Source organism: Methylobacterium pseudosasicola (assembly GCF_900114535.1).
GTDB lineage: Bacteria > Pseudomonadota > Alphaproteobacteria > Rhizobiales > Beijerinckiaceae > Methylobacterium > Methylobacterium pseudosasicola.
The window spans coordinates 143488-165997 of sequence record NZ_FOTK01000009.1 but is presented as its reverse complement, the minus strand read 5'-3'; the positions used below and the strand labels follow the sequence as shown (position 1 = coordinate 165997).

Below are 22510 nucleotides of genomic sequence, written 5' to 3'. Positions count from 1 at the left end.
AGCATGGCGGCCGGGGACGAGGCTCTACCAGACCAGCCGCTCGATCACCGCGTCCGGATGCACCACCTGGCGGCCGAGCCATTCGGCGACGTCGCCGAGGCGGTGGTGCTCGGCCGAGACGCCGAGTTCCTCGGCGTGGATGCCGCGCGCCACCAGCAGGCTGGCGATGCCGAAGCCGCGGGCGCCGGCGATGTCGGTGCGGATCGCGTCGCCGATCGCCATCACCCGGGCCGGATCCACCGGCGCGCCCGTGAGCTCAGCGCCCTTGGCGAGCGCCGCCTCGTAGACCGGGCGGTGCGGCTTGCCCGCATAGATCACGGTGCCGCCGAGCTCGGCATAAGCCGCCGCCAGCAGGCCGGCGCAGGGAATCAGCCGGTTGCCGCTCTCGACCACGAGGTCGGGATTGGCGCAGATCATCGTGAGGCCCCGGGCGGCCAGGCGCATGAGCTCCGCGCGGTAATCGTCGGCGGTCTCGCTGCGGTCGTCGAACAAGCCGGTGCAGACGACGAGGTCGGCCTCCTCCTCGGCGACGAGACTGAGGTCGAGGTCTTTGAAGATGCCGAGGTCGCGCTCCGGCCCGAGATGCCGGATCCGGGCGCCCGGACGCCCGGCGATCAGCTCCCGGGTGAGGTCCCCCGAGGTCAGGATCGCGTCGTAGGCTTCGCGCGGCACCCCGAACCGGTCGAGGATGCGTCCCACCCCGTCCCCCGGCCGGGGCGCGTTCGAGACCAGGACCACCCGGCGGGGCCGCGGTCCCGGCAGGTTGCGGAACCGGATCAGCGCCTCGCCGGCCGGGACATGAGCCTTCTGGCCATCATGCAGCACGCCCCAGACATCGCAGAGGAGCAGGTCGTAGCGCTCCGCCACCTGCGCGAGGCCGTCGAGGGTCGGGATCGGTGCGGTCATGGATGGGTCCGGTCACGGTTTCAAAAGGTCCGGGACCTTTTGCGGGTGCAGGGCAGCGCCCTGCAAGTCTCCGGGCTCGCCCCGATCCTAGAGCGTCGTCCCGGGAATCAGAACCGGGACGACGCTCTAGGCTCTTGATTGTGCATCATCTTTTTCCGAAAGCCGGAATCCACCTTTCGGGATGATGCTCTGGCGACTTACCGCGGCCCGAGCCGGTGCTCGGCGAAGAAGTCGAGCATCGCCCGGGAGGCGTCGGGGCCGTCGACATCGGTGTAGCTGCCCTCGGGACGGCCGCCCGACCAGGCATGGCCGGCGCCGCGCACCCGCCAATCCTCGACCACGACCCCGCCGGTCTCGTCCTGGTAGCGGGTGCGGGTGAAGGGGTGGCCGCGGCCCTCGAAGGTCTCGGACCGGGCGGTCAGGCCGGCGACGTTGGCCTGGGCCAGCACCTGGTCGGCGTTGCGCACGCTCACGGTGCCGTCGTCCTCGCCGTGGAACACGATGGTGGGGATGCGCTGGCCGGCCGTCGAGGCGCCGAAGGAGGCCGCAGTGCCGAGGCCGGGCGCGCCGACCTGCATGGCCATCAGCGCCGAGCCGATATCGCGGGCGCAGCCGGCGGCGAGGCCCGAATGCACGCCCACCGCGGCGTAGAGGTCGGGATAGGCCCGGGCGATGTTCAGGGCGGCCGCGCCCCCCGCCGACATGCCCGCGATGTAGACCCGGCTCGGGTCGATCGGGTGATCCGCCATCACGGCCCGGGTGATACCCGCGATGATCGCGGCCTCGCCGGATTCCCGGCGCTGGTCGCGCGGCTCGTACCAGTTCCAGCAGCGCTGGACATGGGCCTGCCGGCTCTGGCTCGGATAGACGACGAAGAAGCCCTCGCGCTCGGCCAGGACGTTCATGCCGGTGCCGGCGGCGAAATCGTCCGGGTTCTGCATGCAGCCATGCAGCATCACGATGAGCGGCGCCGGCTCGACCGGATTGCTCGGGACGAACAGCTTGTAGTCGCGGCTGCCGGCCGGCTCGGCGTGGCTGAGGGCGACGAAGCGGCTCTCGCGGGCGGGCTTTCGGGGCGTCGCCGGCCGGGCTGCCGCGCGGCGCGGGCGGCCCAGCCCCTTCAGCACCGGCGCGAGGCCGCTCACGACCTTGCCGACCGCCTTGCGGACCCGCACCGCCGGCTCGACGATCGGGCCGCGCGACGCGTTCCGGGTCTCCGCGGCGGCATTGCGCCGGACAGTCCCCTGCGCGTCGTCACGGGGGGGCGGGGGCTGGGGGGCCGGCGCTTCCGGCTCCGGCGGCGGCGCGGTGGTGTAGCCGAAGCTGCGCTGGATCAGGGCGGTCGCCTCGTCCAGGCGGCCGAGACTGGTCAGGCGGGTCGCCTCGATCATGTCGGCGAAGGGCGAATGCGCAGCCCGGTCGCGGGCGCCGTCCTGCATATCCTTCAGCTTGCTGAAGGGATCCATGATGGGTGCACGCTTGGTCACATCAGCGTCCGTGTCGCGGCCGGGATGGCGCGAAGGTCGACATATGGTGCGACGCAATAGAGGCCGATGTGCGATGCGGCAAGGCCGGTCAGGCCGGGTCGTCGGCGCCGATATAATCGGCCCAGATCGCCGCCGGCCCGAGGCTCGCCCGGAAGCTGTCGTGCCGGGTCCGCTCCTCATCCGTAAGTCGGCTGCGATAGGGCCGCGGGGCCGCCGGAGCCGCCTGGGCGACGGTCCGGACCACCGGGCCGGCCTGGGCATCCATGAGCCCCAAGCTGGTCTGCTTCCCGCCCAGCAGCTCGACATAGACCTCGGCCAGGATCTGCGCGTCGAGGAGCGCCCCGTGCTTCGTGCGCCGGCTGGTATCGATGCCGTAGCGGTTGCACAGGGCATCGAGGTTGTTGGCCGCGCCCGGGTGCTTGCGCCGGGCCATCGGCAGAGTGTCGACCACGTCGTCCAGCTGGATCGGCGGCGGCGCGTTCGCCCCGAGCCGGGCATATTCCATGTTGAGGAAGCCGACATCGAACGGCGCGTTGTGGATGACGAGGCGCCCGTCCGCCAGGAAGGCCAGCAGCTCGCCGACGATCTCGGAAAAAACCGGCTTGTCGGACAGGAAAGCGTCCGACAGGCCGTGGACGTTGAACGCGCCCTCGGAGACCGCCCGCTGCGGGTTGCAGTAGCGGTGGAAGGTCCGGCCGGTGGGGATGTGGTTGAGCAGCTCGACCGCGCCGATCTCGATCAGCCGGTCGCCGTTGCGCGCCTCCGTGCCGGTGGTCTCGGTGTCGAGGACGATCTCACGCAGCATGGTTCGGGACTCGCATGGTCGGGACGGCCGCCCTCCGGGCGACCGCTCCCGAGACACTCTAGCTTCGATCGTTGAAGAATCATGGATTCAAAAGGTCGGGACCTTTTGCGGGTCCAGGGCGGAGCCCTGGATGCTGTTCCATCAGGGCTCCGCCCTGATCACCCGCCAAAGGGCTGAGCCCTTTGGATACCCATGGCTCGGCGCCTCACGCCGCCAGGGCCAGCCGCCCCTCGGTCTCGTCGGCCTCGGCCGCCATGAACTGGGCCCGGGCGAGCTCGGTGAAGCGGCCGTTTTGGGCGACCAGCGCGTCGAACGTGCCGGCCTCGACGATCCGGCCCTCGTGGAAGACCAGGATGCGGTCGGCGTTGCGGATCGTGGCGAGCCGGTGGGCGATCACGAAGGTGGTGCGTCCCTCCATCACGGCCTCCAGGGCGCCCTGGAGCTTGCGCTCGGTGGCGGCGTCCAGCGCCGAGGTCGCCTCGTCGAGGATCAGGATCGGCGGGTTCTTCAGGAGCGCCCGGGCGATCGAGAGCCGCTGGCGCTCGCCGCCGGAGAGCGAGCGGCCGCGCTCGCCGATCACCGTGTCGAGCCCCGCGGGCTGGCGGGCCATGAAGGCACCGGCCTGGGCGCGCTCCAGGGCGTCGAGCATCTCGGCATCGGTGGCGTCCGGGCAGCCGACCTGGAGGTTCTCGCGGATCGAGCGGGCGAACAGCATCGGCTCCTGGAACACCACGCCGATGTTGTGGCGCAGGGACGAGAGGCCGATGTCGCGCACGTCGATATCGTCGATGCGGATCGCCCCGGAGGCCGGATCGAAGCTGCGGTGCAGGAGGCCGAGCGTCGTCGACTTGCCCGAGCCGGTGGTGCCGACCAGCGCGATCGTCTCGCCGGGACGGGCCGAGAACGAGACGCCGTCCAGAGCCTTGCGCCGGCCGTCATACGAGAAGGCGACGTTGTCGAAGGTGACCTCGCCCTCGAAGCGGGCGACCTGCCGGGCATGCGGACGGTCGGCCACCGCCGGCACGGTGTCGTAGATCTCGAAGAACTCGGCGATCTTGGGCGCCTGCTGGAACAGGCCGTTGACGAAGCCGACCACGTGGTCGAGGCGCGCCACGAAGGCGGTGGCCAGGCTCATGAAGGCCACGACTTCGCCCACCGTGGTGGTGCCGGCCTGGTACAGCCAGATGCCGGTGACGAAGATCGCCGTCATGGTGATGGTCGCCGAGGCCCGGGTCGCCACGTTGGCGAGTGCCCACCAGGACAGGACCGGGATCTGGGCAGCCAGCAGGTTGGTGATGATGCCGCGCATCGCGTCCTTCTCGGCCTTGGCGCGGGTGAAGGACTGGATCACCGCGACGTTGCCGAGCGCATCGGAGGCGTGGGCGGCGAGGCCCGAATTGAATTCCTCGACCTGACCCTGGAGGGTCTCGGTCCGGCGCATCACGAAGGTGGTGAGCGCCGTGAAGGCCAGCACCAGCACGACCAGGATCGAGCCGAGCTGCCAGTTGATGAACAGGGTCATCGGCAGGAGCACGACCAGGGAGACCAGGGCGACGAGGTGGTCCCGGAAGAAGCCGAGCCACAGCCAGGCCATGCCGTTTGTGCCCTCCAGCATCGCCTTCAGGACCCGGCCGGAATGGTTGGCCGAGTGGAAGGCGAGCGGCAGGTCGAGCACGTGCTCGAAATAGCTCGCCATCGCGGAGAGGCGGTTGCGGTGGGCCAGCCGGTCGGCGTGGAGCGCGATGAACACGCCCGCCGCGATGGTGAAGAAGCCGAACGCCACCCAGGCCGCCAGCAGGGGCAGCATGGTGGCCATGGCGTTGCCGCCGCGCTTGAGGTGGGTGAGCTGATCGATGATCCGGCCCATGAGCAGCGGCTCGGCGAACGCCGCGATCGCCAGCACGACGTTGGTGGCGGCCAGACCGATGGCCAGCCGCCGTTCCGCCTTCAGGAAACCCAGGACCCGCCCGTACAGACGAACCATCGTCACAGCTCCGACACCCCCGGCGCGGCCCGTGTGTCCGGGTCTCGCGCCACCTCTTAAGGTCCGGGCGGCGGGCGGATCTCGCTGATTCCGCCGCCAAACCCCTCACACGACACGGCTTATGCCCGAGCGCGCCTGAACGGGCGATGACGGCCCTCTACAGGGTCGAAGCCATCGCCTTTACGGTTCGTTCAGCAAGATTTCCTACCGCTGTGAATAACCTGGCCGCAAGCGACTGCGGGGATGGCTGTTTTGTAATTTTTGACCGAGCGCCGCAGCATGGATCTCGCAACCGCACTCGGTCTCCTCTCGGGCCTCGGCGTCGTGGTCGGGCTGATCATGCTCGATGGCGGCCATTTCGGGGCCTACGCGTCGGAGCACGCGGCGGTCGTGGTGTTCGGCGGCGCCACCGCGGCGACGATGATCCGGTTCCCGTTCTCGGTGATCGTCCACGGCCTGCCGATGGGCCTGCGCTTCGCGTTCATGATGCGCTCGGTGAAGCCGCAGGAGCTGATCGAGGAGATCACCAAGCTCGCCGAGGTGGTCCGCAAGTCCGGCCCGATGGCGCTGGAGAACATGGAGATCTCCGACCCGTTCCTGGCGCAGGGCGCGCGCTACATCGCCGACGGCTACGACCGGGACTTCATCCGCGACACGATGGAGCGGGACCGGGACAACTTCCTGATGCATCTCGACGAGGGCTCGAAGGTCTACCGGGCCTACGGCGACTGCGCCCCGGCCTGGGGCATGATCGGCACGATCCTCGGCATGGTGGCGATGTTCGCCAACATGTCCGACCCGTCGAAGCTCGGCCCCGCCATGGCGACCGCCCTGCTCGCCACCCTGTACGGCGCCGTGATCGCCAACCTGATTGCCCTGCCGCTCGCCGACAAGCTGCACGTGAAGCTGGAGGAGGAGGACGTCTCCCGCTCGCTGATCATCGACGGCATCCTGATGATCCGCGACCAGAAGAGCCCGATGCTGGTGCGCGAGATGCTGGTCGCCTACCTGCCGCACAACCATCGTGAAGCGCTGATGGAGCCGGCCACCTGATATGGCCAGACGGAAGCGCGGCGGCGCCCATGGCGGTCACGGCTGGTTCGTGACCTTCGCCGACCTGATGGCGCTCCTGATGAGCTTCTTCGTGATGGTCGCGGCCTATTCGACGCAGGACCAGAAGAAGATGCAGGTGGTCGCCGGCTCGATGCGCGACGCCTTCGGGGTGAACAAGGAATCGAAGTTCGCCGGCATCCTCGAATCCGAGGGCCTGCCGGCGGCCGACCACGTCAAATACCTGCGCAGCATCCCGCCGGAAAAAGCCACCGACCGGACGACGCCGCCCCAGCGCGACCAGAGCAGCGAATTCGGCCTGACCGAGACCGGCGAGCCGGACAATTTCGGCCTCGCGGCGGCCTCCCTGCGGCAGGCGCTGCAGGACATGCCGGATATCGCCGAATTGTCGAAGAACGTGGTGATCGTCCGCTCCGAACAGGGCCTCGACCTGTCGATCGTCGACCAGGACGGGCGCTCGATGTTCCCGGACGGCTCGACCCGCCCGAACGAGCGCACCCGGCGCCTGCTGGAGAAGCTCGCCCCGACCCTGCGCCAGATGCCGAACCGCATCGCCATCACGGGCTTCACCGCCACCGAACGGCCGGGCCAGCGCCTGCTCGCGCCGCCCTGGGAGCTGTCGGCGGGCCGGGCGCTCAGCGTCCGGGAGATCTTGGCCGGCTCAGGGCTGCCGGACGACCGCTTCGCCTCGGTCTCCGGCAAGGCCGACACCGAGCCGATGTTTCCCGACAACCCCTATCTCGCGGCCAACCGCCGGGTGACGGTGACGCTGATGAAGGAGGCGCCCCCGGTACCGAACGTGAAGGGGCTGCCTTAGCGCGTCGTGCCGGATATCGGAACCGGCACGACGCGCTAGCTTTTTGATTGGCATCGTCTTTTTCCGAAAGCCGGTGACCACCTTTCGGGACGATGCTCTAGAGCGATCCATCGCTGACAGTCATGGTTTCAAAAGGTCCGTGACCTTTTGCGGGTGCAGGGCAGAGCCTTGCGAACCTGTCTTTACTGCCGGCACCGCGCTCTACTTCGCGGTGAGCAGCGCCCAGTAGACCTTGTACTTCGAGCCCGGCGCATAGGCCGTGGCGATCCCCATCCGGGTCGCCCGGGGGTCGAGCATCGTGGCCTCGTGCGGGGCGCTCTCGCGCCAGCCGGAGAAGGCCTCGGCCAGGGTGTGGTAGCCAGCCGACAGGTTGGCGTTCACGTCGGCGTAGCCGAGCCGCCCCACCGCGGCCTTGACGGTCTGCGCCTTGCTCGGCCGGTCGGCCACCGCCATGGCGGCGGCTTCCGCCTCGGCCAGACGCTGAAGCTCGGGATCGACCGTGAGCGGCCCGGCCCCGCGGTTGCGGCGGTAGGACGAGATCATGTCCCGGGCGGCGTCGGTGTCGATATGGGCGTTCTGGCTGGCGAGCGGCAGGTAGATGCTCGGCAGGCCGGCGGTCGTCGGCGCCTCGGTGGCGCAGGCGCCGAGCAGCGCCAGCGCCGGGAGGCCGGCCGCCGCGATCAGGCCTCGTCTCAGGTTCCGTCCGCCCACGTTTCCAGATCCACGCTTCCGCATCCGGCTCGGACGCCCCGGCGATATAGGGGGCGCCGGGCGATTGCGCGACCGGGCGCCCTGATCGGATGACACGCCTTCCTATGACACTTTACGTCATAAGGGGTCTATGCCATCTCATGTCCTATGGCGCGTGCGACTCTCCTGATCGATGCCAAGAAGGTCTACGCGGACGGCTCCATTCTTCAGCTCAAGCTCTGGGAACTCAAGCCGCCGGACCGGGTCCGCGGCTCGGCGCACGGCCTAAAATACTCCCTCTTTTATGGTCGCGAGGGCCTGCGGATCCTGGCCTACGACAACGAAGCCGGGAAGGGCGACCACGTTCATCGCGGCGATGTGGAAACCCCGTACCGGTTCACCACCTACGAAAAGCTGCTGGACGACTTCCTAACCGAGGTCGGGACTCTGCGCGGAGGCAATCTATGAGCGACGCGGTAACATACGTCATCGGCGGATCCGTCGAGGATATGCGGGATCGCTTCCTCGCGGCGGTGCGGCGCGCGGAGGCTGGCGAGGAGCCTCGGCCCGAGCGGATCGTCACCTTCGAGAACTGGTCGGCCTTCCTCAAGACCTTCTCGCCGGCCCGGATCGCGCTCCTGGAGGCCCTGACCGGAGGCCCCGCCGACTCGATCAACGCCTTGGCCGGATCACTCCGCCGAAACTACCGGCGCGTGCACGACGACGTCACCGCGCTGGAGCGGGCGGGCCTCCTGACGCGCAGGGGCACACAGGTGATGCTCGCCGCCGACGGGGCGCGCGCGCATCTCGATCTGCGGCCACCCCAGCGCGCGGCGCGTTGAACCTCAGCCCCCGGCGCTCCGGAGGCCGCGGTCGCGCTGCGGCTGGGCAGGCTCGGCCGGCTCTTGGGTCGGCTCCGAGGCCGGCTGCCCGAACCGGCTCGCGATCTCGCCCATGGCGGTCTGCATCGCCTCGAAACCCTGCACGGTCACGATGCTGGCGCCGGGGCCGAGGGGCGGGATGAAGCCCGCTTCCGTGAGGGTCGCGAAAACGGAGAAATTCAGGTCGGTCTGGACCTTCTGGCCGAGGCTGACATCGACGATCCAGACCAGGAGCTCGAATTCCAGGAACGGATCGCCGATCTTCTTGAACACCACCCGGGGCGCCGGGTCGCGCAGCACGTCGGCATGGGCCTGCGCGCAGCCGACGATCAGCTCGGCGGCCCGCACCGGGTCCTGGTTGCGCAGAACGCTGACCGTGATGCTGACCCTCCCTGAGCGGTCGCCGCGCACCCGGTTCTTGACCACCCCGGAGATCAGGTTCGAGTTCGGCACGATCACGGCCGAGCGGTCGAAGGTCTGGATCTCGGTGGAGCGCACCGAGATGCGCTTCACGATGCCCTCCGAATCACCGATCACCACCTGGTCGCCGACCCGGATCGGCCGCTCCCACAGGAGCAGCAGGCCGGAGACGAAGTTGTTGACGATCGATTGCAGGCCGAAACCGATACCCACCGACAGGGCGCCGGCCACGAGGGTCAGCTTCTCCAGGCTCAAGCCCAGATACGAGAAGGCCAGCGCCAGGGCGAGCAGGAAGCCGCAATAGCCCGCGATGGTGGTGATCGAGTTGCGTAGGCCCGCATCGAGGTCGGTGGCCGGCAGGTAGGTCAGCTCCAGCCAGCGCTGCACCGCCCGGGTGACGAACACGCCGAGCACCAGGATGCCGATGCCGAAGGCGATGCTCGAGAGCGAGATCGTCACGTCCCCGACCTTGAAGCCGAAGAAGGCCTGGCGGATCGACGAGACGATGTCGGTGGAATCGAGCCCCCAGGGCGCCAGCACGAGCAGCGCCGCCACCAGGATCAGCACGACCCGGGCGGCGCCGGTCGCCAGGACCGAGATCTGGGTCAGCGAGCGCTTGCGCAGGCCGGTATTGGCCTGGAGCGCGGTGGCGAGCCGGGTCTCGTCGGTAAGCGCGCGGCCGATGAAGGTGTCGACGCTCTGGACCAGCAGGTAGAGCAGCACCAGCACGCCGCCCGCCCAGATCAGCTGGTCGATCAGGAAGGCCGCGAAGGCGACGTAGCCCACCAGCGCCCCGACCCCGATCAGCGCCACCGCGGCCCAGCCGATGAGCCGGGCCGGGCCGCCGATGCCCGTTGTGGTCTTGGTCGGAACGTAGGGGCCGAAGCAGGCCTCCTCCTCCTGCTCGGTATCGGCGAAGCGGTGCAGGCCGACTGCCAGGATCAGGGCTGTCGCCACGGCGCCAATGCCCCGGGTGGCGATCGAGATCGGCAGGGCCGCCGAGATCCCGGAATTCAACGCCTCCACGGATTTCACCACGGTCAGCACCGTGGCGATGCCGACCGCGAGCCGGGTCAGCCGGGTCGCGGCCGCGTCGCCGACCGGGGCCGGGCGCCAGGCGGGCTTGTCGGGGCTGAGCAGCCCGTCGCACAGGGCCTCGACGAAGGCGATGAAGGCGAGCCCGCCCAGGATCGCGGCGGCCACCGGCAGCAGCCGGGAGGGCAGCAGGTTGGTGGCGTCCAGCGCGTAGTAGACCGCGTAGGAGCCCGCCACAGCCGGTACCGTGCCGAGCAGGATCACCCGCCAGGCCGCCAGCAGGGTGGCGCGCCGCGACGGTTCGGTGGCGGAGGCGTCCCGCCGGGCCGCCCGGGGGGCGATGTTGCGCCGCCCGAAATACAGCGCGATCGAGATCCCGAAGGCGAGCCCCAGGAACAGCAGGTTGCCGATGCTGCCGTTGCGCGAGAACAGCAGCCCGATATCGGACACGGCGCTCTGCAGCGAGCGCGTGTCCCGCGGCACGTCGGCCATGACCTTGGCCCAGAGGCCCGGGCTGACCAGGGGCTGCGAGCGCTGGAACAGGTCGCGGGTGAACGATTCGCGCCGGCGGTTCGAGACCCGGTCGATGATCTGGTCACCCTGCACCAGCAGGGAGCGGGCGAGGCGCTGGGTCTCGTCGATGCGGGTCACCGCGGCCTCGCGCTCGACGCGCTGCTCGGCGACGTCCGCGCTCTCCTGGGTGTCCTTCGGCTTCGGGCCAAGCTGCGCCAGCCGCTCGCGCGCCGCCTCCAGCGGCGTGTCGAGCCGGGTGATCAGCGTGCGGATCTCCTCGGTGACCGTCCCGGCACTGTCGCGAATCGCCGCCAGGTCCGCGGCGGTCAGATCGGTATGCCCCAGCTGCTTCTCGCGGGCTTCGAGCTCCGCCTTGGCGGCGTCGAGCTGGGCCCGGACCGCCTTGAGCTGCTCGGACATCTCGGGTTTCGGCGCCGCGGGCTTGGCATCGGCCGGCTTGGCGTCGGGCGCCTTCGCTTCCGCGGGCTTGGATTCCCCTGGCTTGGCCGCCGCGGGCTGCCCGGCCGGCGCCTCGCCCTGAGCCCAGGCAGCGGGCGGTGCGGCGACCGGGATCGCCAGCATCAGCGCGGCCAGGAGGGCCAGCGCGACGGGCCGACGCGGCGCGTCGTTGAGCTTCCGGGAGCGCACACGCGTGCGGATCATAGGCTACCTCTCGTCGGGCGCGCCGGGCGCGCGGTCGGAGCCCGGCATCGGCGGACCGGCGGTCGTCGGGAACCGCGCGGGCCTTCTCGAGCGCTCGCCGCCGAAGGGACCATCGGTTCGGCGTCAGCGAGCGCGTGGAATCAAAGCCTGAGGGGCGAGCGGGATGGCAGGGCGATCGGGCTCGCCTCTCGAGGCCGGGCGCTGTGGGCTTCCAATAGGGCGAAACCGTGCCCCTGCCCACCCTCGTCCGGATCGGCGGGCCCAAAGCCCTGCTGTGGGTGCGTCCCCGGGACCCTGCGGGAAAAGCTTCACAAGGGTGTCACGGTGGGATTAGATGAACACCAGATGGACAGGGCCTTTTCGTCGTCACGCGAAAGGGTTCGGCCGGCGTCGATGCCGGTCCGGCCCGGCCGCGTTCCGGTTGCTACCGCACCGACTGGCGTCCCCGCGCGCCGGCCCGCCGCCCTGTTGCTCCTTCCGCCTCTCCCGCCGAGCCGACGCCCCGTCCGCCGGCCCGTCCTGCGCCGGCCCATGGCCGCGTCGGACGGGCCGGCGGGGCGCCGACGCGTTCCCGCGCGTTACACGCGTCAGAGATAGTTCGAAGAGTCGCGCCGATGATGGATCTCCAAACCCTCGTCCTGAACGCGGATTATCGGCCGCTCTCCTACAATCCGCTCTCGCTCTGGTCGTGGAAGGACGCCTTCACGGCCCTGTTCCTCGATCGCGTCACCCTGGTGGCGAGCTACGATGTCGAGGCGCGCTCGCCCTCGCGGGCGCTGCGGGTGCCGAGTGTGGTGGCGCTGAAGAACTACGTCACGCTCGCCCGCAGCCCGGCCTTCACCCGCTACAACATCTACCTGCGCGACGGGTTCAGCTGCCAGTATTGCGGCCTGCGGCTGCCCTCGGGCGGCCTGACCTTCGACCATGTGGTGCCGCGCTCCCGGGGCGGCCTGTCGAGCTGGGAGAACGTCGTGGCGGCCTGCTCGCCCTGCAACCTGCGCAAGGCCAACCGCACCCCGCAGGAGGCGGACATGCCGCTCGCCACCGAGCCGCGCCGGCCGACCCGCTACGAGCTGCACCACCGCCAGCCCGAATTCGACCACCGCCAGTATCACCACACCTGGCTCGACTATCTGTACTGGGACAGCGAGTTGGAGAGCTGAGGGCTCGGGCGGCGTGCATCCGTGCATGGTCCTTCGTCGGCGGCGCGTCCGCAACTGGCTTCACGCCGCACGCGGATATATTTGTGATGCCCTGGAGGCGTCCGATGCCCGAGACGGTGTTCAACCTGCCCGCAGGTCTGGTCGACGAAGCTGAAGCCTATGCGGCTCGCCATGGAACCAGCGTCACCGCTATCGTCCGCGCGCATCTGGAAGCCGTGATCGCCACCGGCTCGGCGAAGAAGATTCCCGATCCCCTCATGGCTTTCGCGGCCGGTACGATCACACGCCGGGAGGCGATCGAAGCGCTCGGCCTGCGCGACTACGCTGCCTTGCTCGTTGCCCTCGGCGACCACGACCTCACGCCGCCGCGTCCGCCCGAGCACCTCGTTCAGGATCAGGCCGCAACGTTCGAGCGTCTGTGGACCTCGACGTGAGGCGTTGCACGCTGATCATCCCGGATTCGGGTCCGTTCAACAGCCTCTGGGTCGCCGACGCACTTACCCTGTTGCTTGATCTTGATATGCCCATCGTCGTCGTGGACGCCGTCCACGACGAGGTCACGAGCGATCCGGTCCATTAGCGGAAGGATCGCGACGTCCAGGCTTTCATCGCGCAGCACCGCTCCCGGTTCATCCGGGTTACGACGGATGTCTGGCAGATGGAACGTGAACGCCGCAAGCAGGGCATGATGCCCAAGCGCAATGCCGGCGAACTGACCATCGCCGACTTCCTGTCGTCGGATGACGGCCTGAAACACTACGTCCGCGATGGTGCCCCGGTCCTGCTCCTGTTCGAGGACCGGGACGTGCGGGTGATCAACAAGCCGCCGAACGTGCATCTGCTTTCCACAGTCGGCCTCCTGGGGGGCTCGAACGCGTCGGCGTGATCCCATCGGCCGACGCCGTCATCCGGGCGATGACGCATCCGGCCGCGCCGGGTCGACGCCCTGCAGACTCACGCGTCCTCACCGATCTGCCGGACGGCACCGACGAGCCGGCTGCGACCGGCAGTTCCTGGACGCCGTAAGATCCGCACGTCGGCGTTGCACTCGGCCGTGGTTCCAAGTGCGTAGCGGGACACACGCTGGCTTGGGAGGTGCTGCCGCCTCGATACTCAAGCTTGGTCTTCGATCCCGCTTATCGGATCACCAAACCGGCCCGCGGCGGGGCGGCTCGTTGTACATCGGGACGTTGTGGTTGCGGGGCAGGTAGCCCCGGACGATCACGGGCGGCGGCACGGCGGACGCTTCGGGCCGCGCACGGACCACGCGCCGGAGTCGGGGCGGATCGAAGCCGCGATCCTCGGGCCAGGCGGAGGCCGGGGCGGGGACGAGGGCGGCCAGCAGCACGACCCAGGCGAGCGTCGGCGGTCGGGCGGGTCGGCGCTGGGTCATGGTCGGTATCCGGCCGGTCTCGGGGCGATCAGAACTTGACGGCCGCGCCGCCGCGGATCGTGTTCAGCTCGGCGCGGTGACCGTTGAAGCTCTGGAACAGCACGTATTGATACTCGCCGCGCAGCAGGATGTTGGGCGTGATCGCGTATTCAAGGCCGAACCCGAGGGCGACGCCGCCGATCGTCTTGGTCTTGGCGTTCGCCACCAGCGAAGTCGGGCCGTAGGGAACGGTCTGGACGCCCTGTCCGGCCGGGGTCGACCGGTTGAGCGGGAAGTTCTGGTTGAAGCTGGCATAGCCGTGATTGTAGACGGCCGCCGGCAGGCCGGTGGTCAGGGCCTGGTTCGCCGCATAGGTCGTGGCGCTGTAGCCGTAATTCTGGACCGCGACGGTGTCGTTGATCGTGACCCGACCGACCGCGAGACCAGCGGTGACGTAGGGGAGCAGATTGCCGAAGGCGTAGCCGGCTCGACCGCGGATGCTGCCGTAATCGTCGATCCGCGTGTTCGACGTACCGGAGAGATAAACCGTTTCGGAATTGCCTCCGGCCGTCGTCATGATCCGGCTGATGCTGTTGGTCGACCAGCTGTTCAGATCCACGTGCGTGTAATCGGCCTCGATGCCGAGAACGATGTCGTCGAACTGGACGTTGTAGCCGGCAAACGCACCGAAGCTCGCGCTCTTTACGCGGGTCCCCGGCAGCGACAGCATTTTCGAGACTCCGAACTCGCTCTCGATATCGCGGTAACTGAAGTATTGCGCGAGGGTCGATTGCAGGGCGTCACGTTGCGCCAGGCCACCGGAGGTATACCCGCCATGGCCGCCGACATACACGCCGCTCCAGTCGACCACCGGGGCCGGGACCGGGTCGTAATCGGCGCCGCGCAGGTAATCGTAGTCCAGGTCGGCGGCCCGGGCGGTGCTCGCGCCGCAAAGGCCGAGGATCGCCAGCAGCGGCAGGGTGACGGTACGCATCGGGATCGTCCTGGAACTGGGAGACGGACGGCGGCTCGGGCCTCGATGCAGTGATAGTTGGGTAACCTTAAGCGTCCGTTATTTTTGACTCATCCAATTATCCCGATTTGATCATCAGCTCTTGGTTTGAACTATCCGCCGAGGCAATTCCGATCTCCGATCCTTCTCGTCCCGTCATGAACCCCGGCGCGAGACGAAAAAAACGGCGCGGAGGACATCCGCGCCGTCTGCCGTCAGGGTCGTTGGGGAAAAATCAGTACTTGCGGACCAGCGGGCCGGGGACCGGCTCCGGCATCAGCGGCGGCAGCGGCGCCGCGACCAGGCCGCCGAGGTAGTAGCGCAGGCCGATCTTCACGTCGTGGGCCTCGATGTCCTTCACCTTGATCGGGCGCAGGGTGTCGGTGCAGCACGGCACGAAGCCGACGCCGGTCTCGGCCTTGCCGAGGTTGAGGTAGCGGTAGGCCAGTTCGATCTTCAGGGCGTCGGTCACGTCGTAGGCGAGACCGGCATGCAGCGCCCAGGCGAAGCTGCCGCTGGTCTTGCTCTTGTAGAACTTGCTGCCGCTGTTGGTGTTGTACACCGGGTTGCCGTTGCTGTCGTAAACCGGCGCGTAGTTGTAGTAGGCCGGACCGCACTTACAGTCGTAGATCGGGTTGCCGTAATCGTAGGCGTAGGTCGGGCTGGTGAACTGCTGGTTCGTCGAATAGCCCGAGATGTGGTTGAAGGCGTAGCCGACGCCGCCGCCGATGAACGGCGTGATGCCGTACCAGGTGCCGAGGTCGAAATACGCGTTGGCCAGGACCACCGCGGAATCGAAGTTGCTGGTCGACTTGTTGACCCCGTAGGAGCCGAGGCCGTTGTCGAACTCGGGACCCTTGTAATACTCGCTGCCGCGCAGGCCGGTGGAGTAGCGGTACTCGCCGGTCACGTCGCCGCGCAGGAACGGGGTGAACTGGTAGCCGACGCCAACGCCCGCGAAGCCGCCGCCGCCGATCTCGTTGCCGAAGGAGCGGTTGGCGTCCGGGTAGCCGGTGTAATCGTAGGCCTCGGTGTATTTCGGCCGCGTGTAGACGCTCGCGCCGACATCGCCGCGCAGGTACCAGCCGCCGCCGACCTCGATCGGGGGCGGGGGGGGCGGAGGCGGAGGCGGGGGCAGCAGGTCCGCGGCAGCGGCCAGGCAGGGCGCGCCGACGCTCGCCGCGAGCGTCAGGCTGCGCACCAAAGCGTTCAGCTTGGAGCGGGCCATAGGGATTCCTTCACTGGACTCGTGTGCCGGAAGCTTGGCAAGACGCCTGGTAAGCCGGCTCGGATGACGTGGTGAAGGATGGATCGAACCTCTTAAATCCGGCTTAACGTTAAATGTTAGCCTTGCGGGCTGCCTACAGCCCGGCAAGACCGCAGCTCAGCAAAGGATTTGCTAGTCTTGGCCGCACCGCTCGGTACGATCACGAACACATCCGCCTGTTGGCCGGGCTGAGCGGTGCTGCCCGAGGACGTGCGCGCCCTGGCGCTGATGCTGCCGGAGGCGGTGGCGGGCGCCCATCGCGGCAACCCGGATTTCCGCGTCGGCGGCCGGGTGTTCGCGACCCTGTGGGTCGAGGAAGACCGGGTGGTGCTGCGCCTCGCGCCCGCCGACCAGGCGGAGCTGTGCGAGGCCGAGCCGGACCTGTTCACGCCGCTCGACGGCGCCTGGGGCCGGCGCGGCTGGACCAATCTCGACCTCGACCCGTGCGAGGAGGAGACCTTGCGCGCCGCCCTGCTGGCAGCCTGGCGGTTCACCGCGCCGGCGGTCCTGCGCGCCGCCTACGCGTGAGCGCCGCGCTCTCAGGGGCTCCGCCCCTGAACCCCGCCAAAGGGCTTGGCCCTTTGGGATCTGAGATTCAGGCCGCGACCTTGGTGACGGCTTCGACCACCTCATCGACCACCTCGTTGACGAGGCCCCGGTCGTCGCCCTCGGCCATCACGCGGATCACCGGCTCGGTGCCGGAGGGGCGGATCACCAGGCGGCCGCCATTGCCCAGGCGGGCGCGGGCCTGGGCGATCGCGCTCACCACGCTGTCCTGGCTCAGCGGCTCACCGGCCCGGTAGCGGACGTTCTTGAGGATCTGCGGCAGCGGATCGAAGCAGTGGCAGACCTCGCTCACAGGCCGGCCCTGGCGCTGCACCACGCTCAGGAGCTGCAGGGCCGCCACCAGGCCGTCGCCCGTGGTGGTGTAGTCCGACATGATGATGTGGCCGGATTGCTCGCCGCCGAGATTGTAGCCGTGCTCGCGCATGTGCTCGAGGACGTAGCGGTCGCCCACCGCGGTGCGGGCCAGCGTCAGGCCGAGGCCGCCGAGAAAGCGCTCCAGGCCGAGATTGGACATGATCGTCGCCACCAGCCCCGGCTGGGTGAGCCGCTCGTCCTCCTGCCAGGAGCGCGCGACCACCGCCATCAGCTGGTCGCCGTCGACCACGTGGCCCTTCTCGTCGACGATCAGCACCCGGTCGGCGTCGCCGTCCAGCGCGATGCCGATATCGGCCCGGCGCTCGCGCACCTTGGCGACCAGGGCGGCCGGCGCGGTGGAGCCGACGTCGCGGTTGATGTTGAACCCGTCCGGCTCGGTGCCGATGGCGATCACCTCGGCGCCGAGCTCCCACAGGGTCTCGGGGGCGACCCGGTAGGCGGCGCCGTTGGCACAATCGACCACCACCCGCAGGCCGTCGAGGGTCACGTGCCGGGGCAGGGTGCGCTTGGCGAACTCGATGTAGCGGGCATGCACGCTCTCGATGCGCTTGGCCCGGCCGAGATCGGCGGAGCCCGCCAGCTTCGTGTGCAGCTCGGCGTCGATCAGCTCCTCGATCTCGCCCTCGATCGTGTCGTTGAGCTTGAACCCGTCGGGGCCGAACAGCTTGATGCCGTTATCCTCGAAGGCGTTGTGCGAGGCCGAGATCATCACGCCGATATCGGCCCGCATCGAGCGGGTCAGCATCGCCACCGCGGGGGTCGGCACCGGGCCGAGCTGCAGCACGTCCATGCCCACCGAGGTGAAGCCGGCGATCAGCGCGGTCTCGATCATGTAGCCCGACAGGCGGGTATCCTTGCCGATCACCACCCGGTGGCGGTGGTCGCCGCGCTGGAACACCAGGCCGGCCGCCTGCCCGACCTTGAGGGCGAGTTCCGGGGTGATCACCCCGTTGGCCCGGCCCCGGATGCCGTCGGTTCCGAAATACTTGCGCACCATCAGGATCTCCGGTGCCGGGCCTCTCGCCCGGCCGACGCGCCGACAGAGTAGCCCGACAGAACTTAGCAGATTGGATTGCCCCGGGTGCTCCGCGACAAAGACGGTCGAAATGGGGCGTGACCCTGCACGCGGAGCACTACAGGACCCGCGGCAGCGCCGCAGCGAGCAGGGTGATCCCCGAAACGGTCAGGAGGCCGAGCACCACCCGGCGGAAGGCGGTCTCGCTCAGGCCCACATAGACCCGGGTGCCGAGAAAGACCGGGATCAGCATGGCGGGCAGCACCACGGCCAGCATCGGCAGCGCGCTCCGGGTGACGAGGCCCGAGCCGAGATAGATCACCATCGTGACCGCGAGCATCGCCAGATTGAAGTTCTGGATGATCGTGCGCTGCACGTCGCGCTCGTAGCCGCGCAGCACGCACCACAGGGTCGGCAGCGTGCCGGTGAAGCCGCCGAGTCCGCCGAGCAGGCCGCCGCTCATGCCGACGGCGGCATCCGCCAGCCGCCCGCCCACGGTGATCCGCGGCAGGTCCTTGGCGAGCAGCATCGCCGGGCACCAGACCACCAGCAGGGTGCCGAGCAGCAGCTTGAACCAGTCGGCATTGAGATGGGGCAGCAGGAGCACGCCGAGCGGGACGCCGGCGAGCCCGCCCAGCACGAACGGCGCGAGGCGCGCCCGGTCGAAGCCGCGCCGCACCGTAACGGCGGCGACGATCTGCCCGGTCAGGGACCCGGCCACCGCCAGGATCGCGGCGAGCTGCGGATCGATCACCCAGGCCCAGAACGACAGCGCCACCAGCCCGAAGGCGAAACCCGACAGCCCCTGCACGAACCCGGCAACCGCGGCCCCGAGGCCGACGACGAGATAAACGGACAAGGCCATCGGGTGCGCGGCTCGGAGAGATTCCTGTCCCGGTCTTTCCGATTCGCTGCCGAGAGCCGAGCCTCCGGCCGAGCTTGCGGGGGGTGTTCACGGACAGGCGGGGCGGATTGTCATGCGGGCCGTGCCCGCTCTCCCGTGCGGGCTACGATGTTCACGCATCGTCCTCGGCGAGGCACGACGCGCTCTCCTCCCCCTTGTGGGGAGGAGTTGGAGGTGGGGGTGGTGCAGAAGGCACCGCTGCGCCTCATCCGGCACCACCCCCACCCCTGGCCCTTCCCCACAAGGGGGAGGGAAACGCGCTTGTTTCTCAACCCCTTGGTGTCCGGCAGAGAGTGTGAATCCGCTCCGACAGACGGCCAAGACAAAAACCCAACAAAAAAGGGCGCCTCGCGGCGCCCTTTTCATCACATCCGTCTAGCTCACGCCTGCGGCTGAGGCTCGAGCCCGCCATCGCTCTCCTTCGGCCGGCCGCGGCCGGCGGAGGGGACCGAGGAGCCCCGGGCCGGGGTCGGGGGCACGTCGCCGCCGTCGCGGATCGGGGGCTGGCCCTTCAGGAGGTTGCGGATCTCGTCACCCGAGAGCGTCTCGTATTCGAGCAGCCCCTGGGCCAGAGCCTCCAGGTCGTCCTTGTGCTCGGCCAGGATGCGGCGGGCCTCCTCCAGGCCGGTCTCGACCAGGCGGCGGACCTCGGCGTCGATCTTCTGGGCAGTCGATTCCGAGACCGATTGCTGCCGGCCCATCGACATGCCGAGGAAGACCTCGTCGTTGTTCTCGCCGTAGGCGACGGTGCCGAGCTCGGGCGAGAAGCCCCAGCGGGTCACCATCATCTTGGCGAGGCGCGTCGCCTGCTCGATGTCCGACTGGGCGCCCGAGGTCACCTTGTCCCGGCCGAAGGTCATCTCCTCGGCGATGCGGCCGCCCATCATGATCGCCAGCCGCGAGGTCATCTGCTCGAAGCTCATGGAGAGCTTGTCGCGCTCAGGGAGCTGCATGACCATGCCGAGGGCACGGCCGCGCGGGATGATGGTCGCCTTGTGCACCGGGTCGGTGGCCGGGACGTTGAACGCAACGATGGCGTGGCCGCCCTCATGATAGGCGGTGAGCCGCTTCTCGTCCTCGGTCATCACCAGGGTGCGCCGCTCGGCGCCCATCATGACCTTGTCCTTGGCGTCCTCGAACTCGTGCATCGTGACGATGCGTTTTCCGCGACGGGCGGCGAGGAGCGCGGATTCGTTCACCAGGTTCATCAGGTCCGCACCCGAGAAGCCGGGGGTGCCGCGGGCGATCACCTTGAGGTCGACATCGGGAGCCAGCGGCACCTTGCGGACGTGGACCCGCAGGATGCGCTCGCGGCCGGTGACGTCCGGGTTCGGCACCATGATCTGGCGGTCGAACCGGCCGGGACGCAGCAGGGCCGGGTCGAGCACGTCGGGGCGGTTGGTCGCCGCGATGATGATGACGCCCTCGTTGGCCTCGAACCCGTCCATCTCCACGAGGAGTTGGTTCAGGGTCTGCTCGCGCTCGTCGTTGCCGCCGCCGAGGCCGGCGCCGCGATGGCGGCCGACCGCGTCGATCTCGTCGATGAAGATGATGCAGGGCGCGTTCTTCTTGGCCTGCTCGAACATGTCGCGCACGCGGCTGGCGCCGACGCCCACGAACATCTCGACGAAGTCGGAGCCCGAGATGGTGAAGAACGGCACGTTGGCCTCGCCCGCGACCGCCCGGGCGATCAGGGTCTTACCGGTGCCGGGCGGGCCGACGAGCAGCACGCCGCGGGGGATCCGGCCGCCGAGCCGCTGGAATTTTTGGGGGTCGCGGAGGAATTCCACGATCTCTTGGAGGTCTTCCTTGGCCTCCTCGACGCCGGCCACGTCATCGAACGACACGCGGCCATGGGCCTCGTTCAGGAGCTTGGCCTTGGACTTGCCAAAACCCATGGCGCGTCCGGCGCCGGACTGCATCTGGCGGCTCAGGAAGATCCAGGCGCCGATGAAGACGAGAATCGGCAGCCAGCTCACGAGCAGCTGGATGAACCAGGGGGTGTTGTCGGACGGCGGACGGGCAGTGATCTGCACGCCCTTGCCCTGGAGCTTGGAGACCAGGCTCGGGTCGTTGGGCGCGTAGCTGGTGAAGTTGCCGCCGCCGACATAGGTGCCGGACACGTCCTGCCCGGAGATCACCACCGACTGGATCTTGCCGGCATCGGCGTCGTTGAGGAGCTGGCTGTAGGCGATCTCGCTGCCGCCGCCCCGGTGACCCGGGTTCTGGAACAGGGTGACGAGGGCCAGCACCAGCAGGAAGATGACGACCCACAAGGCAAAGTTGCGAAAATTCGGGTTCATCGATCGATCCTTGGTGCGTGCGGCCCCCTAGACGGACACATCGCGCGGCTTTGCCGGTCCATCCGTGCACACCTCGCCAATGTAGGCGGGGGGGCCTTCCTTGCCAAGTAAGCCGGTCCCCCCTGCGGCGAGGGCAGCATCCATCCCTCAATTGGCGGTCTTGTGCCGGCGCGGCGGGGCCGGCGCCAGACTCAGGGTTCCGGCGGAATCTGTCGCGACCAAAATTCCCGCCAGGGTCCGCCGGATCGGCTCCCGGCGGCGCAGGGCCGGCAGCACAGCCTCGAAGACAAGGGATTCCAGGCGCTCCAGGCGGCGCGGCGCGGCGCCGACCCGGGTCAGGGCGGCGTCGAGGCAGCGCAGGGCGATGGCCTCCGGCAGGGCCGCCAGCGCGGTGCCGTCGAGGCGGAGCGCCGCGGCGTCGGTATTCTTTGGCGGGAACAGGGCCGCCGCGAGGGCCTGTTCGGCCGCGGCCCGGAGCGCGTCGTCGTCCCGGGCGGCCCGCTCGGCGAGGCGCGCGAGCCGCGCCGGGCTCAGGCCCTCGCGCTCCAGGGCGGCCCAGGTGGCGCGCAGGCGGCCCCGGGCGAAGCGCGGATCGGCATTGGCCGGGTCGCGGACATGCGGAATGCCCCGGGCCGTGCACCAGGCGACCAGCATCGCCTTCGGAAGTGCCAGGAACGGCCGCCCGAGGGTGATGCCGGGGGCGAGGGGGCGCTCGGTCCGCATGCCGGCGAGCCCCGCCGGGCCGCTGCCGGCGGCGAGCCGCATCAGCACGGTTTCGGCCTGGTCGTCCCGGGTGTGGCCGGTGAGCACGAGGCCGGCGCCGACCGCCTCCGCATGGGCGGTCAGCAACCGGTAGCGGGCGGCCCGGGCCGCGTCCTGCAGGCCGGTGCCGGGCTTCGGCCCCGTCCAGGCCAGGACCGCATGCGGCAGGCCGAGCGCCCGGGCCGCCCGCCCTACGCCCTCGGCCTCGGGGCTGGAATCCGGGCGCAGGCCATGATCGACGGTGGCGACCCGCACGGCCGCGCCGAGCGCCGCAGCGGCATGCATCAGCGCGCTCGAATCGGGGCCGCCCGAGACGGCGAGCAGCACGCCCCGCTCGGACCCGAGCCAGGGCCCGAGGGCGTGGAGGACCGGATCGTCCGGCAGACCAGTCATGGATTCAAAAGGTCCGAGACCTTTTGCGGGTCCAGGGCAGAGCCCTAGTCTCTCGGGGCCTCCGCCCCCGAACCCCGCCAAAGGGCACGCCCTTTGGGATCCCCG

22 protein-coding genes are annotated in these 22510 nt (G+C 69.3%); 9 read left to right on the top strand and 13 right to left on the bottom strand.

All coding sequences use genetic code 11. The annotated features are described in order from the left end of the window. Positions 1-24: 24 nt before the first annotated feature. From BM228_RS11840 to BM228_RS11825, 4 genes are all read right to left on the bottom strand, one after another. Positions 25-906, bottom strand: coding sequence for a TIGR01459 family HAD-type hydrolase (locus BM228_RS11840; protein WP_092040277.1), 882 nt, complete (start codon positions 904-906; stop codon positions 25-27). Positions 907-1103: 197 nt separating this feature from the next. Further along, positions 1104-2372 (bottom strand): extracellular catalytic domain type 1 short-chain-length polyhydroxyalkanoate depolymerase, encoded by a 1269-nt coding sequence (locus BM228_RS11835; RefSeq protein WP_092040274.1) that lies wholly within the window; start codon positions 2370-2372, stop codon positions 1104-1106. A gap of 109 nt (positions 2373-2481) precedes the next feature. After that, the gene (dnaQ, locus tag BM228_RS11830; protein WP_092040271.1) at positions 2482-3198 is read right to left on the bottom strand and encodes a DNA polymerase III subunit epsilon; all 717 of its coding nucleotides are present in this window, start codon (positions 3196-3198) and stop codon (positions 2482-2484) included. A 205-nt stretch (positions 3199-3403) separates the two neighbouring features. Then, positions 3404-5188, bottom strand: coding sequence for a glucan ABC transporter ATP-binding protein/ permease (locus BM228_RS11825; RefSeq protein WP_092040268.1), 1785 nt, complete (start codon positions 5186-5188; stop codon positions 3404-3406). A gap of 273 nt (positions 5189-5461) precedes the next feature. Between BM228_RS11825 and BM228_RS11820 the strand changes: the two genes are divergently transcribed. After that, complete coding sequence (locus tag BM228_RS11820; RefSeq protein ID WP_092040265.1) at positions 5462-6235, top strand: motility protein A; 774 nt, start codon at positions 5462-5464, stop codon at positions 6233-6235. Between the two features lies 1 nt (position 6236). Then, positions 6237-7070 (top strand): OmpA/MotB family protein, encoded by an 834-nt coding sequence (locus tag BM228_RS11815; protein ID WP_092040263.1) that lies wholly within the window; start codon positions 6237-6239, stop codon positions 7068-7070. 201 nt (positions 7071-7271) lie between these two features. On the opposite strand, the gene BM228_RS11810 is transcribed toward BM228_RS11815, so the two are convergent. Next, complete coding sequence (locus tag BM228_RS11810) at positions 7272-7805, bottom strand: CAP domain-containing protein (protein WP_425284932.1); 534 nt, start codon at positions 7803-7805, stop codon at positions 7272-7274. A 123-nt stretch (positions 7806-7928) separates the two neighbouring features. On the opposite strand from BM228_RS11810, the gene BM228_RS11805 reads away from it, so the two are divergent. Further along, positions 7929-8228: a toxin-antitoxin system TumE family protein gene (locus BM228_RS11805; protein WP_092040261.1), complete on the top strand. Its 300-nt coding sequence runs from the start codon at positions 7929-7931 to the stop codon at positions 8226-8228. Then, positions 8225-8602 carry an HVO_A0114 family putative DNA-binding protein gene (locus tag BM228_RS11800; RefSeq protein WP_092040258.1) on the top strand — a complete coding sequence of 126 codons (378 nt, stop codon included), beginning with the start codon at positions 8225-8227 and terminating at the stop codon, positions 8600-8602. The genes BM228_RS11805 and BM228_RS11800 overlap by 4 nt, the downstream gene beginning before the upstream one ends. A 3-nt stretch (positions 8603-8605) precedes the next feature. Here the strand turns inward: BM228_RS11800 and BM228_RS11795 are convergent, their stop codons facing one another. Continuing rightward, complete coding sequence (locus BM228_RS11795) at positions 8606-11272, bottom strand: DUF3772 domain-containing protein (RefSeq protein WP_092040256.1); 2667 nt, start codon at positions 11270-11272, stop codon at positions 8606-8608. Positions 11273-11886: 614 nt separating this feature from the next. On the opposite strand from BM228_RS11795, the gene BM228_RS11790 reads away from it, so the two are divergent. The 4 genes from BM228_RS11790 to BM228_RS35325 all read left to right on the top strand — a co-directional run bounded on the left by BM228_RS11790 (position 11887) and on the right by BM228_RS35325 (position 13321). Continuing rightward, positions 11887-12435: an HNH endonuclease gene (locus BM228_RS11790; protein ID WP_007563401.1), complete on the top strand. Its 549-nt coding sequence runs from the start codon at positions 11887-11889 to the stop codon at positions 12433-12435. A gap of 104 nt (positions 12436-12539) precedes the next feature. Next, positions 12540-12869 carry a hypothetical protein gene (locus BM228_RS11785; RefSeq protein WP_092040253.1) on the top strand — a complete coding sequence of 110 codons (330 nt, stop codon included), beginning with the start codon at positions 12540-12542 and terminating at the stop codon, positions 12867-12869. Further along, entirely contained in the window at positions 12854-13015 is a 162-nt protein-coding gene (locus BM228_RS35330) for a hypothetical protein (RefSeq protein WP_244537112.1), read from the top strand. Before BM228_RS11785 ends, BM228_RS35330 begins: the two co-directional genes overlap by 16 nt. A gap of 78 nt (positions 13016-13093) precedes the next feature. After that, on the top strand, positions 13094-13321 hold the full coding sequence (locus BM228_RS35325) for a hypothetical protein (protein ID WP_244537111.1): 228 nt from the start codon (positions 13094-13096) through the stop codon (positions 13319-13321). A gap of 258 nt (positions 13322-13579) precedes the next feature. Here BM228_RS35325 and BM228_RS11775 read toward each other — a convergent pair whose 3' ends face one another. The 3 genes from BM228_RS11775 to BM228_RS11765 form a co-directional block, all read right to left on the bottom strand. Then, entirely contained in the window at positions 13580-13828 is a 249-nt protein-coding gene (locus BM228_RS11775) for a hypothetical protein (RefSeq protein ID WP_092040251.1), read from the bottom strand. A gap of 28 nt (positions 13829-13856) precedes the next feature. After that, entirely contained in the window at positions 13857-14801 is a 945-nt protein-coding gene (locus BM228_RS11770) for an outer membrane protein (protein ID WP_092040248.1), read from the bottom strand. A gap of 253 nt (positions 14802-15054) precedes the next feature. Then, positions 15055-16047, bottom strand: coding sequence for an outer membrane protein (locus BM228_RS11765; protein WP_092040245.1), 993 nt, complete (start codon positions 16045-16047; stop codon positions 15055-15057). A gap of 234 nt (positions 16048-16281) precedes the next feature. Here BM228_RS11765 and BM228_RS11760 point away from each other — a divergent pair, with 234 nt between their 5' ends. After that, a complete protein-coding gene (locus BM228_RS11760) occupies positions 16282-16614 on the top strand; it encodes an MmcQ/YjbR family DNA-binding protein (RefSeq protein ID WP_092040242.1) in 333 nt (110 codons plus the stop codon). 67 nt (positions 16615-16681) lie between these two features. Here the strand turns inward: BM228_RS11760 and glmM are convergent, their stop codons facing one another. The 4 genes from glmM to tilS all read right to left on the bottom strand — a co-directional run bounded on the left by glmM (position 16682) and on the right by tilS (position 22405). After that, positions 16682-18022, bottom strand: a complete 1341-nt coding sequence (gene glmM, locus BM228_RS11755; RefSeq protein WP_092040362.1) for a phosphoglucosamine mutase — start codon at positions 18020-18022, stop codon at positions 16682-16684. Between the two features lie 139 nt (positions 18023-18161). Further along, positions 18162-18908 (bottom strand): sulfite exporter TauE/SafE family protein, encoded by a 747-nt coding sequence (locus tag BM228_RS11750; protein ID WP_092040240.1) that lies wholly within the window; start codon positions 18906-18908, stop codon positions 18162-18164. A 419-nt stretch (positions 18909-19327) separates the two neighbouring features. Further along, a complete protein-coding gene (gene ftsH, locus BM228_RS11745; RefSeq protein ID WP_092040237.1) occupies positions 19328-21250 on the bottom strand; it encodes an ATP-dependent zinc metalloprotease FtsH in 1923 nt (640 codons plus the stop codon). 147 nt (positions 21251-21397) lie between these two features. After that, positions 21398-22405, bottom strand: a complete 1008-nt coding sequence (gene tilS, locus BM228_RS11740) for a tRNA lysidine(34) synthetase TilS (RefSeq protein WP_092040235.1) — start codon at positions 22403-22405, stop codon at positions 21398-21400. Positions 22406-22510: the final 105 nt, after the last annotated feature.

Excerpts from the sequence above, each read along its gene's own strand:
- BM228_RS11840 (WP_092040277.1), bottom strand. The coding sequence starts at position 906 with ATGACCGCACCGATCCCGACCCTCGACGGCCTCGCGCAGGTGGCGGAG.
- BM228_RS11835 (WP_092040274.1), bottom strand. The coding sequence starts at position 2,372 with ATGGATCCCTTCAGCAAGCTGAAGGATATGCAGGACGGCGCCCGCGAC.
- dnaQ (WP_092040271.1), bottom strand. The coding sequence starts at position 3,198 with ATGCTGCGTGAGATCGTCCTCGACACCGAGACCACCGGCACGGAGGCG.
- BM228_RS11820 (WP_092040265.1), top strand. The coding sequence starts at position 5,462 with ATGGATCTCGCAACCGCACTCGGTCTCCTCTCGGGCCTCGGCGTCGTG.
- BM228_RS11815 (WP_092040263.1), top strand. The coding sequence starts at position 6,237 with ATGGCCAGACGGAAGCGCGGCGGCGCCCATGGCGGTCACGGCTGGTTC.
- BM228_RS11810 (WP_425284932.1), bottom strand. The coding sequence starts at position 7,805 with ATGCGGAAGCGTGGATCTGGAAACGTGGGCGGACGGAACCTGAGACGA.
- BM228_RS11805 (WP_092040261.1), top strand. The coding sequence starts at position 7,929 with ATGGCGCGTGCGACTCTCCTGATCGATGCCAAGAAGGTCTACGCGGAC.
- BM228_RS11800 (WP_092040258.1), top strand. The coding sequence starts at position 8,225 with ATGAGCGACGCGGTAACATACGTCATCGGCGGATCCGTCGAGGATATG.
- BM228_RS11795 (WP_092040256.1), bottom strand. The coding sequence starts at position 11,272 with ATGATCCGCACGCGTGTGCGCTCCCGGAAGCTCAACGACGCGCCGCGT.
- BM228_RS11790 (WP_007563401.1), top strand. The coding sequence starts at position 11,887 with ATGATGGATCTCCAAACCCTCGTCCTGAACGCGGATTATCGGCCGCTC.
- BM228_RS11785 (WP_092040253.1), top strand. The coding sequence starts at position 12,540 with ATGCCCGAGACGGTGTTCAACCTGCCCGCAGGTCTGGTCGACGAAGCT.
- BM228_RS35325 (WP_244537111.1), top strand. The coding sequence starts at position 13,094 with ATGGAACGTGAACGCCGCAAGCAGGGCATGATGCCCAAGCGCAATGCC.
- BM228_RS11775 (WP_092040251.1), bottom strand. The coding sequence starts at position 13,828 with ATGACCCAGCGCCGACCCGCCCGACCGCCGACGCTCGCCTGGGTCGTG.
- BM228_RS11770 (WP_092040248.1), bottom strand. The coding sequence starts at position 14,801 with ATGCGTACCGTCACCCTGCCGCTGCTGGCGATCCTCGGCCTTTGCGGC.
- BM228_RS11765 (WP_092040245.1), bottom strand. The coding sequence starts at position 16,047 with ATGGCCCGCTCCAAGCTGAACGCTTTGGTGCGCAGCCTGACGCTCGCG.
- BM228_RS11750 (WP_092040240.1), bottom strand. The coding sequence starts at position 18,908 with ATGGCCTTGTCCGTTTATCTCGTCGTCGGCCTCGGGGCCGCGGTTGCC.
- ftsH (WP_092040237.1), bottom strand. The coding sequence starts at position 21,250 with ATGAACCCGAATTTTCGCAACTTTGCCTTGTGGGTCGTCATCTTCCTG.
- tilS (WP_092040235.1), bottom strand. The coding sequence starts at position 22,405 with ATGACTGGTCTGCCGGACGATCCGGTCCTCCACGCCCTCGGGCCCTGG.